We start from the raw sequence: 14,514 nt of genomic DNA on the forward strand, positions 1-14,514 counted from the left end.
ATACTTTTTTGTATAAGATTTTGTTTGATTCCTGTCCAGATAATATAGCGGTTCTCGTTGTTTGTTAGGTGCGTACAGTATCTCATCGTCTGCTCAACCTCGGCTATTTTACGCAATGAGAGTTGCCCGTCGGCCTCAGTAGGAAAGCAATTTGCATAGAGCGATCGCATTTAAAAACAATGCTCAGAGGTGGGCGTCTCCGTCGGTTTCTGTAACCTTCAAAACAACATTACTCACCTGCATTATCCAAAACGAGTCGATATAATCCAGAGCTAAGTCGAAAACCTGCTTTTTGAATTAAATCTTCTATCAGAGGTTGAACAGATAAAAATAAGCCGCGCTGCTTGGCAATCAACAACGCCCCTAAGATTCCAGTAATTCTTATCCCCAGTGACTCTGCAAGGGCACGCCCTGATGCTTCATCAATCAGCAACCGCTCTGCTGAAAGTTCTAAGGCGAGAGCGATCGCTTCTGCTTCACCCGCATCAACTACCTGTCTGAGACTGGCCACTTGAATGCGATCGCTCACTTGTCGCACCTTGATCCAATCAAACATTTGAACTTCTGCTGTTCCTGGCACAGGCCGATCTAAAACTGTAAGCTCATCGTAAACAGCCTGAGGAATCAAAATTGTGCCGTAAATCTCATGGAGTAGGTGAAGTTGGTCAATAGCTGCCAGGTTGGTAATGGGTGAGGTATTGCTAACAACGGTCACAAATCACCCCAAGCTTGTAGATTCTCAACTTCTGCCTGAAAGCCAGCTTCGTCGTCGTAAACTACAATTCCCCGATCAGCTAGCTCTCGCTGAAACTCAATTAGCGGCATTTCTGCCAGTTCTCTGGCTTTGCTAAGCCCCAGCTTCTGCTGCTGAAACAGCAAAATAGCAATTTCTCGCTTTAGCTCAACCTCAGAAATCTGAGCCGCCTGCAAAATATCATCAGAGATTAAGACACTCATACCTGGCCTATCGCGCCTTAGAAAGCTTGCCATCATTATAGTGAGTCTATAGAGTCGCGACGGTATGCGGCCCATTACTCATGACACCGTTGCTTCAGGGGGGTATCGTTCAGCCTCAGCCGTGGGGTGAGAGAACAAACATCAATGTTGCCACCAAGCCAAATTTACTATTGCGGCTCTGCGGTGGGCCATGGTGTTCCTGTGCAGCCGTTAAAGTTACGAGTGCAACTCCGGCACCGGTAGTACTGCACAGTCCGGTTATTGTGCAGACAAGGTTTTACTTTTTCCCTCCAAAAATTTTATAAATTCCATAGCCAATAGCACCTGCTGCCGCAACTGGAGCCAAGGCAACTACTGCTGTACCAGCAATAGCACCACCACCTACTACACCACCAATACCGGCCAGTGTGCTCATAATTGCAGCGCCTGAAGCGCCGCCTGCAACGGTGGCCGCACCTGCTCCAGCTACACCAGCTGCGGCCCCAAGCCCTGTCGCTTTGCGAGCTATCGAACGTGCATCTCGTTCCTGATTGTCCAAACCGGGCTCATCTTTGAAGAGGGTGTTGTTGATGATCTTTGCCCCTGTATACGCCGGGCCTGCAGCTAAAACAGCTGGGCCTGCGGCCATACCACCGCCAACCACACCACCCGCTGCTGCCAACCCAGAAGTGATCCCAGCTCCCGAAGTTGCTGCTACAGATAAACCTGTTGCTGCACTCACGGCAGCGCCAGCCGCTGCCCCAGTGTTGATAACGGCCTCAGCCGTTTTCAAGTTCGATCGCACTTCATTGACCTGACCAGCTGCCTTAGCAACTCCCTTCATATCCATGTGGCGGTTTCTCCAGAAACGAGAATCAAAAGAACTGAAGCATAAGAAGTGAAGCTAGTATTCAACCGCTCACCTCTGAGATTTGATACCTTGGCAAACCTTTACTACCTAGATACCTTTAGGTAAAGATTTGGAAAAAAAGGGTAGCCAATGTATGTTGCGTGAAATGCAGGGTCATCTAACACGAGTCGGCAATCTAAATCTTGTTGGGTTCTGCTGACGCGCCACCCAACCTACACTTGATTGGTGAATTCCAAGCAGTCTACATGCTGTTGACAACTGCGGTAAATTTCCACCACCAGACCTCAGATACTGTGTTGGCCTTGGGCCGTCAAGGGGTTGCTGAGGCCAATTTAGGGGGCAGCAGTTTCGTTGGGTCATACTGTTGGCCGGAGGCTAACACGCCGTAGACAATGCGAATGAGCTTGTGCATGGCGGCTCCGACAATGGCCATTTTGGTCTTGCCCGCCGCCACCAGCCGCTCACGCCAGGATTGCAGCATTAGCCGCAGGTTGGGTTAGTGATAGCGTAACCCAACGAAACTATTGCTGGCGTTGGGTTTCGTGACCTCAACCCAACCTAAATGGCTGATCATTTCCATATCCGCTCAATCGGGTAAAAATCAAACTTTTCATCTTCACTGACTAATATAAGCGAACGATTCAAAGCCTGAGCAACTAAAAGTCGATCAAACGGATCGCGATGCTCTGGTATTAGCGGCAGACTAATATAAGCTTTTGCATCTTCAATCTCTATGGGTAAAATCTTAGCCTTGATAAATTCAAGCCTCACTAACAGATCATCAAAGGAAGACGTCATCTGAAGCTTGCCAATATTTAGCTTGATAGAAATTTCCCAGAGGCTAGCCATACTGAAGAATAGACCCGTCTTGGCTTTAATAATTTCCCTGGCTCTGTTACTCAACCTATTGTCAGACGTAACATACCAAAGCACAACATGGGTATCTAGCAGCACTGCCATATTACATATAATCCGCTAATTCTTCCAGCGGCTCATCAAAATCGTCAGCAATAATAATTTGGCCTACCATACTGCCATAGCCATATTGTTTTTCAGCTTCTGCCTCTGTCAGACCTCGAAAAGTGTCTGAGAGATTTTTCAGAGTATCTAAGTCAGTTCGAGTATATTTCTCAGAAAGAAACTCAATGTAATGAAGCACCTCATTCTGCAATGACTCAGGCAACGCTTCCAGTTTTTCTAAGATAAAAGGCTGAATCATTGGTAAACCTCCTCAGCTAGTGAGTTTTTTATGATGATGACCTCGACCCGACTATTCTCAACCAATTCTAGAGGCTGATTGAGCGTGAGTTGCCCCCGCTCATCAATGGTGCCCATAACCTTGACGGCTTCCATGGTCGTAACCCGCTATACCTGCAGACATTATGGCACTGTTGCTTCAGAGGGGCGTCTTTCGGTTGCAACAGTGGGGTAAGAGGGCAAAGATTGATGTCGCCACCGAGCCAAAGCTACCGTTGCGTCTTTGTGGTGCGATCTCCCGTGGGTGCGATCGCTCGCAAACTTTGAGATAATTACTATATCTCCGGTAAATCCTGGTCATGGCTAGTCCCCCAAGCTGTAACGATGTTTTGACCTTGGTCAAAGCCCACCAAGCCACCCTTGAAACCATGGGGGTCAAATCCCTTGACCTATTTGGCTCTGTCGCCCGCAACCAGGCTAACCCCGCCAGCGACATTGACTTTCTCATAGAGTTCTCCCAGCCCGTCGGCCTCTTCCAGTTGCTCGACGTTCAATATTTTCTAGAAGACTTGTTAGAGCGCTCTATTGACCTGGGCACTACGGATTCCCTCAAAGAGCACCTAAGAGAGCCTGTGCTGGAGGATGCTATTCGTGTCTTCTAGAGGTTGGCAGCTACGTGTGCAAGATATTTTAAGTGCCATTGACTTGATTCAACAGCGCTTAGATAGCCTTGATTTTGAAACCTTTTCTAGCAACACCATCCTTGCAGAGTCCATCGTCTACCAATTCATTGTCATTGGAGAAGCCTCAGCCAATATTCCTGACAACATCAAAGCCCTGGCTCCAGATCTACCGTGGCGACAAATGAGCGACATGCGAAATATGATGGCTCATGAGTATTTTCGGGTGAACCTGGCGATCGTATGGGAAACTGCTCAGAATAATCTGCCAGCCCTTGTTGAACCCCTAAAAAAACTGTTGGTAGTCTCTTAAAAGCAATGAACCCCCAACTGGCAAACTCCTTGGCAGAAGCCGTCTCGGCCCTATCCTTGGAAGATTCTCAGGCATTTCAGGCGGCCCTCCTAAGTCACATCGTCAAAAAAACGCCGGGTGTAGCCGGTGGTCACGCCTGCATCCGCAACACCCGCATTGCTGTGTGGACGTTAGTTTCTCTATCTCAGCAAGGCATGGGTGAAGGATAACTAATCCATAACTTCCCCGGCTTAACCCCCTTTGATCTGCTAGCAGCCCAAGTTTATTACCAAGCCCACCCAGACGAAATTAATACCCTCATCACCTCCCACCACAGTGGCTACTGTGTACACATAAGTCCCAGAACCTTTGCCGCTAGTGCTTTTCCCACCCTGCGGGAAGCGCAAGCTCTACATCCCCCAACCCCTGCTACGCGCGTCCTACGGCCTACTCCCAGGACGGGGAGCCCGAAAGACTTGTCTGGCCTCCTCCCCTCTTCGAGAAGCAAGCTACGCCCACTTTTGGGAGAGGGGGACTGTTGGCGTAGCCTGTCCAGAGGGCTTGGGGGTGAGGGCCGAGATGTGTATACACGGTAGCACCACAGTGGGGAGGGCACGGAGCTCAGCGTAAACCAGGACATTGTTCTGCTATGGCTTATGTGACATACCGTTAAGCTTCTTTGCGTAGTCTGGGAGGTGCACACCGCCTATGTTAGTTTCAATACCGTTGCATATTTATCGATGTTTAACACTAGAGAGGCAGTTACCGTGGCACCGTCAGAGCATACCACCGCATCCCTGACCGCGACCCGCGACGACTTTTCCGACTACGTCGCCCATTTGCAACTGCACATGGCCCTCCAGGCTCGTAATCTGGTTCCCTCCCTGAACCTAAAGGGAGATAGCCGTCAAAGCCTGTTGCACCAGACCCAGGCTGATGCCGAAAAGCTAGCTTCCCGCCAGGGGCTTTAGGTCATGAAGCACCGCTGATTTAGAACTTCGGTTTGGCATCAGCGGTGCATTCCCAATAGTCCGGACACTTTTCCGGACAAGCGCTGAAACCCGTGGTTTCTCGTTGGCTAGACTACGGCAGGAGAGGACTAAAACCCTTATTCTACCGTTGGCTTTCAAAAACTGTCCGGAGTGTTGATTCCAGTAACCCCGGTAAAATACTTTCGATTTCCCTTAATACGCTGGGGCGTAGAACGTTATAGCTGTTGGCCAGAAAAGTGTTGGCCAGAAAAGCGAATAGTACAAAAACTCTAGTTGCCCTAGTCTTTAGTTAGGCTAGCAATCGCCCATACCCACCTAAAAACATCAGCCACACCGTCACCACCAGCCAGTGCATGGCCACCGGTATCCACCCCGAGCCCGATCGCCAATAGGTGATCGTACAGAATAGTCCCAACAGACCGGCTGCTAGTAAAAACATCGGATGGGTAAACGTGGTGAATGCGATCGGGTAGAAGGTCATGGCATTGAGCGGGTGCATCAGCACAAACAGGCCCAGCATCGGTAATCCTACGGCCCAACGCTTGCGCGTATCCACAATTTCTGTGCGGTGGGGCAGCAGCAGAACTCGCCAAAAGACCTCTTCAGCGATCGCCGGAATAACCAGCAGCCGCGCCGCCAGGGTTAAATAGCCCGCCCCAGAGACATCCGCGAGGGTAGGGGTTAACAGTTGAGTGGCTAATCCCAACGGGATGATAATCACCGCAAAGACAACAGTCAGCTGCGCCGCCAACCACCAGTCGGGCCAAGTTGGCCAGGTGATAACGGCCTTGACCAGTCGGTGCTTCACCAGCCTGAAGGTAATATAGGCCCGGAGTCGCAGGTTATCCACAGGTCAACATGGGGTGACATCCCTTCCCATGGTAAACAGGTCTATGAGGAATGACCGCCATGAAATACGATACTGAGTTAGCTACCAGTCCTACTGCCGTTAGCGTGGCTGGTCTGGTGGGTTACATCAAAGCGGTTTTAGAAGAAGACCCCACCCTGCGCCAGGTCTGGGTGGTGGGGGAAGTCTCCAGTGCCAACAACCACCCTAAGGGTCTGTTTTTTACCCTGACGGACCTAGACGACAAAACGGCGTTGAGCTGTGTGGCCTGGCGCAGCCAATTTACTCGATTGACGACCATCCCTGCCGTGGGCGATCAGGTGATTGCGCTGGGCACGGTGAAGATCTATCCCCAGCGCAGCAGCTACCAACTGACGGTGTGGCAGGTGTTGCCCGGTGGCGATGGACTGAAGGCATTGCGTTACCGGCAATTAAAACAGCGGTTAGCGGCAGAAGGGTTATTTGACCCCGAGTTTAAGCGCCCTCTGCCTGCCCTACCCAAAACCATTGCGGTGGTATCGTCGGCCCAGGCGGCGGCCTGGGGAGATATCCAGCGATCGCTGCGGCAGCATCATCCCGGGCTACATATCGTCTTTTCCCCAGCGACCGTCCAGGGGGACAGTGCACCAGCGTCGATTGTGGCGGCGATCGAGCGGGTGGTGGCCGATGGCCGAGCCGAGGTGCTGATTTTGGCGCGGGGGGGTGGGGCCACGGAAGATTTGGAATGTTTTGATGACGAGCGGGTGGTGCGGGCAGTGGCAAATTGTCCGATCCCCGTGGTGACCGGCATTGGCCACCAGCGGGATGAGTCCTTAGCGGATCTGGCGGCCGACTGGTGTGCCCATACCCCCACGGCGGCGGCGATCGCAGTAGTCCCGGCCCTGGCTGACTTGATCGAAGCCCATCGCCAGCGGGCGGCCCTGGTGCAGTCCCTGGTGGCAGAACACTTAAATGCCGCCCAGGACAATACCCGCTACCTGGCCCAGCGATTAGTCAGAACTCGCCTGGATCAACAGGTGGAGCAGCAGTTAACCCACCTGCACCAGCTGAAACGTCGCCTGCGCCAGGGCGTACAGGTGGAATTACGGCAAGCCCGCGATCGCACCCAAGCATTGAGCCAGCATCTATCCACCCTCGACCCCGACACAGTGGTACGTCGGGGCTATGCCCTGGTGCGCGACGGGGCCGATCAACTGGTGACGGATGCCCGTCAGGTGACCCCCGGACAGCAGTTGCAAGTGCAGCTGGCCAGGGGGGAGTTGAGGGTGGAGGTGGTGGAGGTGGGGGAGTGATGGGGTGTAGACGCGGAGCGGCTTCCCGTAGGGTAGGGAAGGTGGGGAGGTGGGGAAGGTAGGGAGGTGAAGAGGTGAGAGGGATGGGGGCCGGGAGTTTTGGATTTTGGATTTTGGATTTTGGATTGAAATCGTAAGGTGCATTAGCGGTCGGGGTCTGGGCTTTGGTGGTTAACCTGGGGCCGCAATGCACCGCTTTTGAGAGGGAATAAATGAAGGAATGGCGTAGGGGCGGACCCATGTGTCCGCCCTGGGGGGGATTGGTAACGCAGGAAGACAGATGAATGGGGTGATGGATGGGGGCGTCCGCCCTGACGAGGAATCACGACGAGAGGTGATGGGTGGTGGACGCGTTTCGCAAGCGACATGGAACGCGAAGCGTGTGCAGCGCACGTAAGCGGCGTCCTACAGGGTAGGGTAGGAAGAGGTTTAAAATTTTGAATTTTGAATTTTGCACTTCGCATCCCGCCCTCCCATGCCAAAGAAATCAACCCCAGCAAAGCCCAACCCCTGGAGCTACGAAGAGACCGTCGCCACCGTGGAGGCGATCATTGCCGACCTCGAATCGGGTAACTTGCCCCTGGCAGAGGTGCTCACCCAGTTCGAGCAGGCAGTGCAGGCCCTGAAGCAATGCGAGGGCTATCTGCAAGAGAAGCAGCAACAGGTGGATTTGCTGATTGAAACGCTAGGATAATGAAGCCGTTTGGAGGCTCACCCGTGTTTTTCAGCGTTGTTATTCCCACCTATAACCGCAAGCCGATTCTGGAAAAGTGCCTGCAGGCCTTAGAGCACCAGGTGTTTGATAGCAGCCTGATTGATGGCTACGAAGTCGTGGTGGTCGATGACGGGTCCACCGATGGCACGGTGGATTGGCTGCGGCAGCAGGAGGCGGAGTTTCCCCATGGGCGTCTGTTTGAGCAAGACCACAAAGGGCCGGCAGCGGCGCGTAATTTTGGCGTAGAGGTGGCCCAGGGGGATACGATTATCTTCATTGACAGCGACCTGGTGGTGCTGGGAGGGTTTTTGCAGGCCCATGCCACAGCGTTGCAGGGGGCCTACCAAAAGCAGGGACACGATCGCGTTTTCACCTATGGTCGGGTGGTCAACACCAGCAACTTCGAGAACCCCACCGCTGAGCCCTTTAAAATCACCGACTATTCCCAGGCCTTTTTTGCCACGGGTAATGTGGCGATCGCCAAGCACTGGCTACAGGCAGCAGGGCTATTTGATACCCAGTTCACTCTCTACGGCTGGGAGGATCTGGAACTGGGGGTGCGGCTAAAAAACCTGGGATTATCGCTGGTCAAGGTACCTGAAGCCGTAGGCTATCACTGGCATCCGCCGTTTTCCCTCGATGATGTACCTAGCCTGATTGACAAAGAGATTCAGCGGGGGCGCATGGGGGTGTTGTTTTACCAGAAGCACCCCACCCCGGAAGTGAAGATGATGATTCAGATGACCTGGCTACACCGGATTTTGTGGGGAGGGCTGTCCCTGGGGGGCCGCCTGAATGAAAACACGATGGCCCCCCTACTGCGGTGGCTGATCGATCAGGGCAAGCCCCAACTGGCCCTAGAACTAGCGCGGGTGTTTCTCAACTGGTATAACGTCCAGGGGGTGTATGCCGCTTACCAGGAGATGCAGCACCAAAGCTAGGGTATCTTGGCTGCCGATGGCGATGGCAATATTTCTTTTGCCGCTTTTCAGGTGCAGTAGGTTCTCAGCTCAGCCACTATCCTAGATAATGGGAAGGTTTTGAACTTCTAGCTCGTCCAACTATTATTATGCGCACCCACTACTGCGGCACCCTTCAGGCCAGTCACCTTGGCGAAACCGTTACCTTATTTGGCTGGGTCGATCGCCGCCGCGACCATGGGGGCGTGATTTTTATTGACCTACGCGATCGCACCGGGGTAGTGCAAATCGTCAGCGACCCCGAACGCACCCCCGTCTCCTATCCCCAGGCGGACCCACTCCGGAACGAGTACGTAGTCAAGGTGCAGGGGCGGGTCAGCCAGCGCCCAGAGGCGTCCCTTAATCCCAAACTGCCCACGGGGGAAGTGGAAATTTACGCCGACACCATCGAGCTATTGAATGCGGTGCGTAAACCTTTGCCGTTCCAGGTATCCACCGCCGATGTCGAACCTGTGCGGGAGGACCTGCGCCTGCGTTACCGCTACCTGGACCTGCGGCGAGAGCGGATGGCCCACAACATGCAGATTCGCCACGGGGTGATCAAGGCCATGCGTCGGTTCCTGGAAGATGACGAAGGTTTTGTGGAAGTGGAAACCCCGGTGCTGACCCGCTCTACCCCCGAGGGGGCGCGGGACTACCTGGTGCCCTCCCGGGTCAACCCAGGGGAATTTTATGCCCTGCCCCAGTCGCCTCAGTTGTTCAAGCAACTGCTGATGGTATCCGGGCTGGATCGCTACTACCAGATTGCCCGCTGCTTTCGGGACGAAGACCTGCGGGCCGATCGCCAGCCGGAGTTCACCCAACTGGACATGGAAATGAGCTTTATGGACCAGGATGAAATCCTGGCCCTGAACGAGGCACTGGTGGCCCATATTTTTCAGACTGTGCAGGGGCGCGATATTCCCCAGCCCTTTCCCCGGCTCACCTACGCCGAGGCCATGGATCGCTACGGCACCGACAAGCCCGACACCCGCTATGGCCTAGAACTGGTGGATGTGTCTGATTTGGTGCAAGACTGCGGTTTTAAGGTTTTTTCTGGGGCGGTGGCCGCCGGGGGAATTGTCAAGGTGCTACCGATCCCGGGGGGGAATGAGCAAATTTCTAACGTGCGGATCAAGCCCGGCGGTGACCTGTTCAAAATTGCCGCCGCCGCTGGGGCTAAAGGACTCGCTTACATCCGGGTGCGGGCCGAGGGGGCGATCGACACCATTGGGGCGATTAAAGATAACCTGGCCCCCGACCAAATGCAGGAACTGCTCAGTCGCACTGGGGCCACCGAGGGTACCCTGCTGCTGTTTGGGGCTGGCCCTACCGACATCGTCAACGCCACCCTGGATCGGGTGCGTCAGGCGATCGCCAAGGAGATGGACCTGATTCCCGCTGACCAGCTGAATTTGCTCTGGGTTACTGACTTTCCCATGTTTGAGTGGAACGAAGACGAGCAGCGCCTGGAGGCCCTGCACCACCCGTTTACGGCTCCCCACCCCGATGACATGGACGACCTCGGCACAGCCCGGGCTGTGGCCTACGACCTGGTCCTGAACGGCTACGAAATTGGCGGCGGTAGCCTACGGATTTACCAGCCAGAGGTGCAGCAACGGGTCTTTGACACCATCGGCCTGTCTACGGCGGAAGCCCAGGATAAGTTTGGCTTTTTGTTGGAAGCCTTTGAGTATGGCACCCCGCCCCACGGCGGCATCGCCTATGGCCTGGATCGCCTGGTGATGTTGATGGCCGGAGAAGAGTCGATCCGCGATGCGATCGCCTTCCCCAAAACCCAGCAAGCTCGCTGCTTACTCACCCAGGCCCCCTCCTCTGTGGACGAGGCCCAACTGAAGGAGCTATCCGTGGCCTCCACTTACGACCCGGAAGCGGACGAGTAGGGAAAGGTAGAAGGTAGAAGGTAGAAGGCAAAAGGCAGAAGGCAAAAGCATGCCCTGAGCTTGTCGTTGGCGAAGCCTCCCCGGAGGGGAAAGGGGCAAAGGGCAGAAGGTAAAAGGCAGAGGGCAAGGGGGTTGCCATGGCGTCACCATTTCCGGGGATGGATCCCTACCTTGAAAATCCAGAGCTATGGTCAGCGGTCCACAGCCGGTTGATCGTGGCGATCGCGGATGACCTGGTAGACCATTTAGACCAGCGATTCCGGGTTGAAATTGAAAAGCGCACCTACCTCAGCAGTGATGAGGGCAGCTTGCTGGTGGGAATTCCCGATGTAGCAGTAGCGACAGGGCGCACGGCTGAACCTGCCAGTTCAACTGCCACCCTAGCCCTACCGGTACAACCCGAGACCGTCACGGTCCCCATGGCTGCAGAAATCACCGAACGCTATTTGGAAATTCGCGAAGTTACCACTGGCCAAGTGGTGACTGTGATTGAGCTGCTCTCGCCTAAAAATAAGCGCTCGGGGGAAGGCCGCACGGCTTATTTGCGGAAACGGAATCAAGTGCTGGCCAGCGCCTCCCATTTAGTAGAAATTGACCTGCTGCGTGGTGGGCAGCCGCCCCCTTTATCAGATGCGGCCTCCAGTGACTATCGGATCCTCGTGTGCCGTAGCACTCAACGACCCAGGGCAGATCTCTACCGGTTCAACCTCAGACAGCCAATCCCGCCTGTGCCCATTCCTCTACTTGCAGGGGAACCAGAGCCGACGCTGCCTATTCAGCCCTTGCTAAACCGAGTTTATGACAAAGGCCGGTACCAACTAGCTATCGATTATCGCCAGTCAGCTAAGCCACCCCTCAAAGAAGACGATGCTGCTTGGGCTGCTGAGTTATGCCAGTTAAGGGGCTAACTTAGCTTTTTTCAGTCGATTCTCTTCGTACCAGGCAGCGATCGCCGGGACCCAGGCCTGAAAGTGAGGCCAGATTGCTTCACACATTTTCTGGGCTTCCAGCTGGGCATCAGCTTTCCAACGCAGATCTAGCAGGTGCATCAGCGATCGCACATTGGCCGACATCACCCAGTGCTGGCGAATATCAAAGGGAATTAGCCCCCGGGCATGTTCTTCGGCAAAGCCCTGCTCAATGCGCTGCTTGTAGCGGCGACTGGCCTCCAGACACCAGTCCACATCCTGCTGGCGAGCCTCAGGGGTGTATTCGTACTTCTTGCCCTGGCGATCGCTGTAAAAGCCCACAGGCCGCAGATAAAAGACTTCTTCTACGTCGCGCTTGCCATCCACCACATCCAGGATGCGCTGGCCGGTATAGCGAAAGGAGTTGTGAACCACTACCCCATTGGCCACAAAGTTATGCCAGGGGCCTTCCACCTCCAGATCGTAGGTCGTCTGCATCCCCAGGTACTCCACAGCGACAACCTCTACCGGGTGGGCCTTCAGCTTACGCCCTGGAGGCTTCGGCTTAGCCGCCCAACCACTGGGTTCTAAGATGGGTTGAAAGCTGATAGCGAATTCGGCTTCTAAATGGTTTTGGTGGAGGTCTTCGTGGCAGGGCTTACAGAGCGAAACCAAGTTGTCAAACTCGTAGGCCAGGGATTCGTCGGCAAACACTGGCACTAAGTGATGGGCGTGTAGGCTACCCCCAGATTCGCCACAACGTTGGCAAATGTAGTTGAACTTAGCATGTACCTGCGGAGCAATCTGGCGGGTCCAGGCTCCAATAAGCTCTCTCTCAGTGGCGGTACCGCCTTTCCAAAAGTTGGAGTCAGCGCCACGTTTAGTAAACATCCTGGCATTAGCTCGACGCTGCTCCATGCTTTCTGTCGACAGAGTCAGTCGATACCCTTTGCGGCCTTTATTCCAGGGAGTGTCGGTGCCCGGTGGACGCCGGTTGAGTGTTAGCCCGTGGGTGTAAACCCATTTTTTCACCGATTCCACAGAGCAGCCTGCTAAAGCAGCCATCTCATCAGCGTGCAGCCCCAGCGCTAGCTGAGCCTGAAGCCAAGCTTTGTCGCGATACAGGCCGTTGCCTGCCACTATCTTGGGTCCCCGCTGTCGTCCGGAGGGCAGTTGGAGATCGTATCGCTTAGCCCAGTGGCGAATGACTTCGGCAGAGCAGCCGCACTGTTCCGCGATTTGTCTGGCGGTTAGCCCTTGATCGATCTGAGCTGATAGCCAGGGTTTTTGGCTATAGAGCGCATCAGGACGGACAACTCCATTGGTCATGAGTTGGCAGGATTTGGTGGTGGCCAAAACCTGGTGGTTGGCATCGGTGACAAGCCCTAGGGCATCCCCCATGTGCTGCCAGCCCTGGGACGTATAGAGGCGGTGGTTGGTGGTGCAGTCCAGGGTTTTGCCGTCCGCCAACGTCAGGCGATAAACGGGCTGTAGACCAGTGCACATGACATCCTGGAGATGGCCAATTTCAAACACGCCAGTGTCTTCGTTGAGCACCCGTAGCCGCATTTTCTTCAGGCGCCTTTTGCAGTCCCGGCGGTAGGTTCCAGGTGGTTCGCCCTGGCGACCACGCTGCTTGCGCTGCCGAACAGCCTTTTCGCCATTGGTCCAGAGGTCGTACAGGTCAGCTATTTTAATTTTTCGTAGCCGACCCGAGGCATGAACAAAGGTAACTTCGGTATCCCCAGCCAGACACTGTACGTCAAAAGAAACGCCGACCCGGTGAGTACGGATCTGTTGCATGGTGCTGTGGGGAAACCAGCCGATATTCAGCACCATTTGAGGATGTTCCAGGGGGCCATAGTGGCCGCGACCGCCCTTGAGTAAATTGGTAACCAGGACCTGGCCGCAGCGCTGTTCGCTGGGCCACTGCCCCCGCTCATGGGCTACAAACCCCTCAGCATAGTCCTGGTGCATGGCCGCATACATGGTCTGCTGGGGGTTGGGGGTTTGGGAGATCACCTCCACCGTAAACCGATCCATAGGGGTAGCCTCAGAGGTCTAAATATTCAACATAGTCCACGGTGGCCCGCTGGCATTGGCGTTCTGCCGGGGCCTGGGCGGCGGCTTCGGGCAGGGGGGCTGGCCCTTCGGGCAGTTGGGGCGACTGGCGCAGTTGGGCTAACCCCTCCCGCACGGCACTGCGCACAATGGGTTCCGGTTCGTGGGCCAGCATCAGGTGGAAACAGTCGATCAGGTGCGATCGCGCCGATACCCCGACCCCAACCTCTTGCTGGGCCACCGCGGCCAACCGCAGCAACTGCCGGACCGCCACCAACCGCTGCAGGGGATCGCTGTGGCTCAACTGCTCCAGGCGTTGTTCAAAGGCGTATATGGGCTCGCTCTGGGGGGCTGGAGGCTGAGAGTTTACTGCCCCGGGAGCCGGAAATCGGGCATCGTTGGATCGCAACAGAGCCGCCACAACAAACAACATTAAGGCAGACTGGCCGGTTAAAATCAGGGCCAAAAGTAGGGAATGGGTGTTATGCCACAGGGCCGTCAGGGTATAGGTGCTGGCCCACGCTCCCACACTGAACACCAACGCCTGCTGCCGTGTCGTTTTGGGCAGCGGCAGGGTCTGCTGCAATTTCTGCTTCCAGGTTTGCCACTGGGCAGGCGACAGCGCCAAAAACTGTTGGTAAGCCACTAGTCCTATCCCCGCCGATATCACCAAAGCGCCATTCACCAGCCCCAGGGTAAAGCTGCCCAACCCCAGTCCCCAGAGGTAGGGGTTTTGCTGGCGCAAGCTATGGACCACAGGCTGTTTCAGCCCAGAGAGCCCCTGGGCGAGCCAGGGATGATCGCCCGGCAACCTGGGACGGGGAAGCTGTTTGATGGAAGCAATGGGGTAAACCACAGGA

Annotated in this window: 18 protein-coding genes; 9 read left to right on the forward strand and 9 right to left on the reverse strand. The window is 55.0% G+C overall.

Annotated elements, in window-relative coordinates; all coding sequences use genetic code 11:
* Positions 1–229: 229 nt before the first annotated feature.
* The 6 genes from E1H13_RS07795 to E1H13_RS07820 form a co-directional block, all read right to left on the reverse strand.
* Complete coding sequence (locus tag E1H13_RS07795; RefSeq protein WP_169612844.1) at positions 230–715, reverse strand: DUF3368 domain-containing protein; 486 nt, start codon at positions 713–715, stop codon at positions 230–232.
* Positions 712–957, reverse strand: coding sequence for a UPF0175 family protein (locus tag E1H13_RS07800; RefSeq protein ID WP_169612845.1), 246 nt, complete (start codon positions 955–957; stop codon positions 712–714). The genes E1H13_RS07795 and E1H13_RS07800 overlap by 4 nt, the downstream gene beginning before the upstream one ends.
* Positions 958–1,234: 277 nt before the next feature.
* The gene (locus tag E1H13_RS07805) at positions 1,235–1,786 is read right to left on the reverse strand and encodes an RNA polymerase subunit sigma-24 (protein WP_169612846.1); all 552 of its coding nucleotides are present in this window, start codon (positions 1,784–1,786) and stop codon (positions 1,235–1,237) included.
* A 331-nt stretch (positions 1,787–2,117) separates the two neighbouring features.
* Complete coding sequence (locus tag E1H13_RS07810) at positions 2,118–2,288, reverse strand: hypothetical protein (protein ID WP_240966524.1); 171 nt, start codon at positions 2,286–2,288, stop codon at positions 2,118–2,120.
* 89 nt (positions 2,289–2,377) lie between these two features.
* Positions 2,378–2,767 (reverse strand): type II toxin-antitoxin system VapC family toxin, encoded by a 390-nt coding sequence (locus tag E1H13_RS07815; protein ID WP_169612847.1) that lies wholly within the window; start codon positions 2,765–2,767, stop codon positions 2,378–2,380.
* 1 nt (position 2,768) lies between these two features.
* Positions 2,769–3,026, reverse strand: coding sequence for a DUF2281 domain-containing protein (locus E1H13_RS07820; RefSeq protein ID WP_169612848.1), 258 nt, complete (start codon positions 3,024–3,026; stop codon positions 2,769–2,771).
* A 337-nt stretch (positions 3,027–3,363) separates the two neighbouring features.
* Between E1H13_RS07820 and E1H13_RS07825 the strand changes: the two genes are divergently transcribed.
* The 4 genes from E1H13_RS07825 (at position 3,364) to E1H13_RS07840 (ending at position 4,947) form a co-directional block, all read left to right on the forward strand.
* Positions 3,364–3,666 (forward strand): nucleotidyltransferase family protein, encoded by a 303-nt coding sequence (locus E1H13_RS07825; RefSeq protein ID WP_240966525.1) that lies wholly within the window; start codon positions 3,364–3,366, stop codon positions 3,664–3,666.
* The gene (locus tag E1H13_RS07830; RefSeq protein WP_206070189.1) at positions 3,647–3,997 is read left to right on the forward strand and encodes a DUF86 domain-containing protein; all 351 of its coding nucleotides are present in this window, start codon (positions 3,647–3,649) and stop codon (positions 3,995–3,997) included. Before E1H13_RS07825 ends, E1H13_RS07830 begins: the two co-directional genes overlap by 20 nt.
* A 5-nt stretch (positions 3,998–4,002) precedes the next feature.
* Positions 4,003–4,206, forward strand: coding sequence for a DUF433 domain-containing protein (locus E1H13_RS07835; protein WP_240966526.1), 204 nt, complete (start codon positions 4,003–4,005; stop codon positions 4,204–4,206).
* A 537-nt stretch (positions 4,207–4,743) separates the two neighbouring features.
* Complete coding sequence (locus E1H13_RS07840) at positions 4,744–4,947, forward strand: hypothetical protein (RefSeq protein WP_206070217.1); 204 nt, start codon at positions 4,744–4,746, stop codon at positions 4,945–4,947.
* Between the two features lie 310 nt (positions 4,948–5,257).
* On the opposite strand, the gene E1H13_RS07845 is transcribed toward E1H13_RS07840, so the two are convergent.
* Entirely contained in the window at positions 5,258–5,818 is a 561-nt protein-coding gene (locus tag E1H13_RS07845) for a CPBP family glutamic-type intramembrane protease (protein WP_169612851.1), read from the reverse strand.
* A gap of 50 nt (positions 5,819–5,868) precedes the next feature.
* On the opposite strand from E1H13_RS07845, the gene xseA reads away from it, so the two are divergent.
* From xseA to E1H13_RS07870, 5 genes are all read left to right on the forward strand, one after another.
* On the forward strand, positions 5,869–7,107 hold the full coding sequence (gene xseA, locus E1H13_RS07850; protein WP_169612852.1) for an exodeoxyribonuclease VII large subunit: 1,239 nt from the start codon (positions 5,869–5,871) through the stop codon (positions 7,105–7,107).
* Between the two features lie 475 nt (positions 7,108–7,582).
* Positions 7,583–7,801, forward strand: a complete 219-nt coding sequence (xseB, locus tag E1H13_RS07855) for an exodeoxyribonuclease VII small subunit (protein WP_169612853.1) — start codon at positions 7,583–7,585, stop codon at positions 7,799–7,801.
* 23 nt (positions 7,802–7,824) lie between these two features.
* Positions 7,825–8,763 carry a glycosyltransferase gene (locus E1H13_RS07860; protein WP_347404136.1) on the forward strand — a complete coding sequence of 313 codons (939 nt, stop codon included), beginning with the start codon at positions 7,825–7,827 and terminating at the stop codon, positions 8,761–8,763.
* A 128-nt stretch (positions 8,764–8,891) separates the two neighbouring features.
* On the forward strand, positions 8,892–10,685 hold the full coding sequence (aspS, locus tag E1H13_RS07865) for an aspartate--tRNA ligase (protein WP_169612855.1): 1,794 nt from the start codon (positions 8,892–8,894) through the stop codon (positions 10,683–10,685).
* A gap of 137 nt (positions 10,686–10,822) precedes the next feature.
* Positions 10,823–11,593 (forward strand): DUF4058 family protein, encoded by a 771-nt coding sequence (locus E1H13_RS07870; protein ID WP_169612856.1) that lies wholly within the window; start codon positions 10,823–10,825, stop codon positions 11,591–11,593.
* Here the strand turns inward: E1H13_RS07870 and thyX are convergent.
* A complete protein-coding gene (gene thyX / locus E1H13_RS07875) occupies positions 11,582–13,636 on the reverse strand; it encodes an FAD-dependent thymidylate synthase (RefSeq protein WP_169612857.1) in 2,055 nt (684 codons plus the stop codon). The genes E1H13_RS07870 and thyX overlap by 12 nt on opposite strands.
* A 10-nt stretch (positions 13,637–13,646) precedes the next feature.
* Positions 13,647–14,510 (reverse strand): hypothetical protein, encoded by an 864-nt coding sequence (locus E1H13_RS07880; protein WP_169612858.1) that lies wholly within the window; start codon positions 14,508–14,510, stop codon positions 13,647–13,649.
* Positions 14,511–14,514 lie beyond the last annotated feature (4 nt).

It is taken from the genome of Nodosilinea sp. P-1105 (genome assembly GCF_012911975.1).
Taxonomy (GTDB): domain Bacteria; phylum Cyanobacteriota; class Cyanobacteriia; order Phormidesmidales; family Phormidesmidaceae; genus Nodosilinea.

What these genes read in the sequence shown, in the direction of transcription:
- E1H13_RS07815 (WP_169612847.1), bottom strand. Translation starts at nt 2,767, where the DNA reads ATGGCAGTGCTGCTAGATACCCATGTTGTGCTTTGGTATGTTACGTCT.
- thyX (WP_169612857.1), bottom strand. Translation starts at nt 13,636, where the DNA reads ATGGATCGGTTTACGGTGGAGGTGATCTCCCAAACCCCCAACCCCCAG.
- E1H13_RS07830 (WP_206070189.1), top strand. Translation starts at nt 3,647, where the DNA reads ATGCTATTCGTGTCTTCTAGAGGTTGGCAGCTACGTGTGCAAGATATT.
- E1H13_RS07820 (WP_169612848.1), bottom strand. Translation starts at nt 3,026, where the DNA reads ATGATTCAGCCTTTTATCTTAGAAAAACTGGAAGCGTTGCCTGAGTCA.
- E1H13_RS07805 (WP_169612846.1), bottom strand. Translation starts at nt 1,786, where the DNA reads ATGGATATGAAGGGAGTTGCTAAGGCAGCTGGTCAGGTCAATGAAGTG.
- E1H13_RS07800 (WP_169612845.1), bottom strand. Translation starts at nt 957, where the DNA reads ATGAGTGTCTTAATCTCTGATGATATTTTGCAGGCGGCTCAGATTTCT.
- xseB (WP_169612853.1), top strand. Translation starts at nt 7,583, where the DNA reads ATGCCAAAGAAATCAACCCCAGCAAAGCCCAACCCCTGGAGCTACGAA.
- xseA (WP_169612852.1), top strand. Translation starts at nt 5,869, where the DNA reads ATGACCGCCATGAAATACGATACTGAGTTAGCTACCAGTCCTACTGCC.
- E1H13_RS07810 (WP_240966524.1), bottom strand. Translation starts at nt 2,288, where the DNA reads ATGCTGCAATCCTGGCGTGAGCGGCTGGTGGCGGCGGGCAAGACCAAA.
- E1H13_RS07835 (WP_240966526.1), top strand. Translation starts at nt 4,003, where the DNA reads ATGAACCCCCAACTGGCAAACTCCTTGGCAGAAGCCGTCTCGGCCCTA.
- E1H13_RS07870 (WP_169612856.1), top strand. Translation starts at nt 10,823, where the DNA reads ATGGCGTCACCATTTCCGGGGATGGATCCCTACCTTGAAAATCCAGAG.
- E1H13_RS07825 (WP_240966525.1), top strand. Translation starts at nt 3,364, where the DNA reads ATGGCTAGTCCCCCAAGCTGTAACGATGTTTTGACCTTGGTCAAAGCC.
- aspS (WP_169612855.1), top strand. Translation starts at nt 8,892, where the DNA reads ATGCGCACCCACTACTGCGGCACCCTTCAGGCCAGTCACCTTGGCGAA.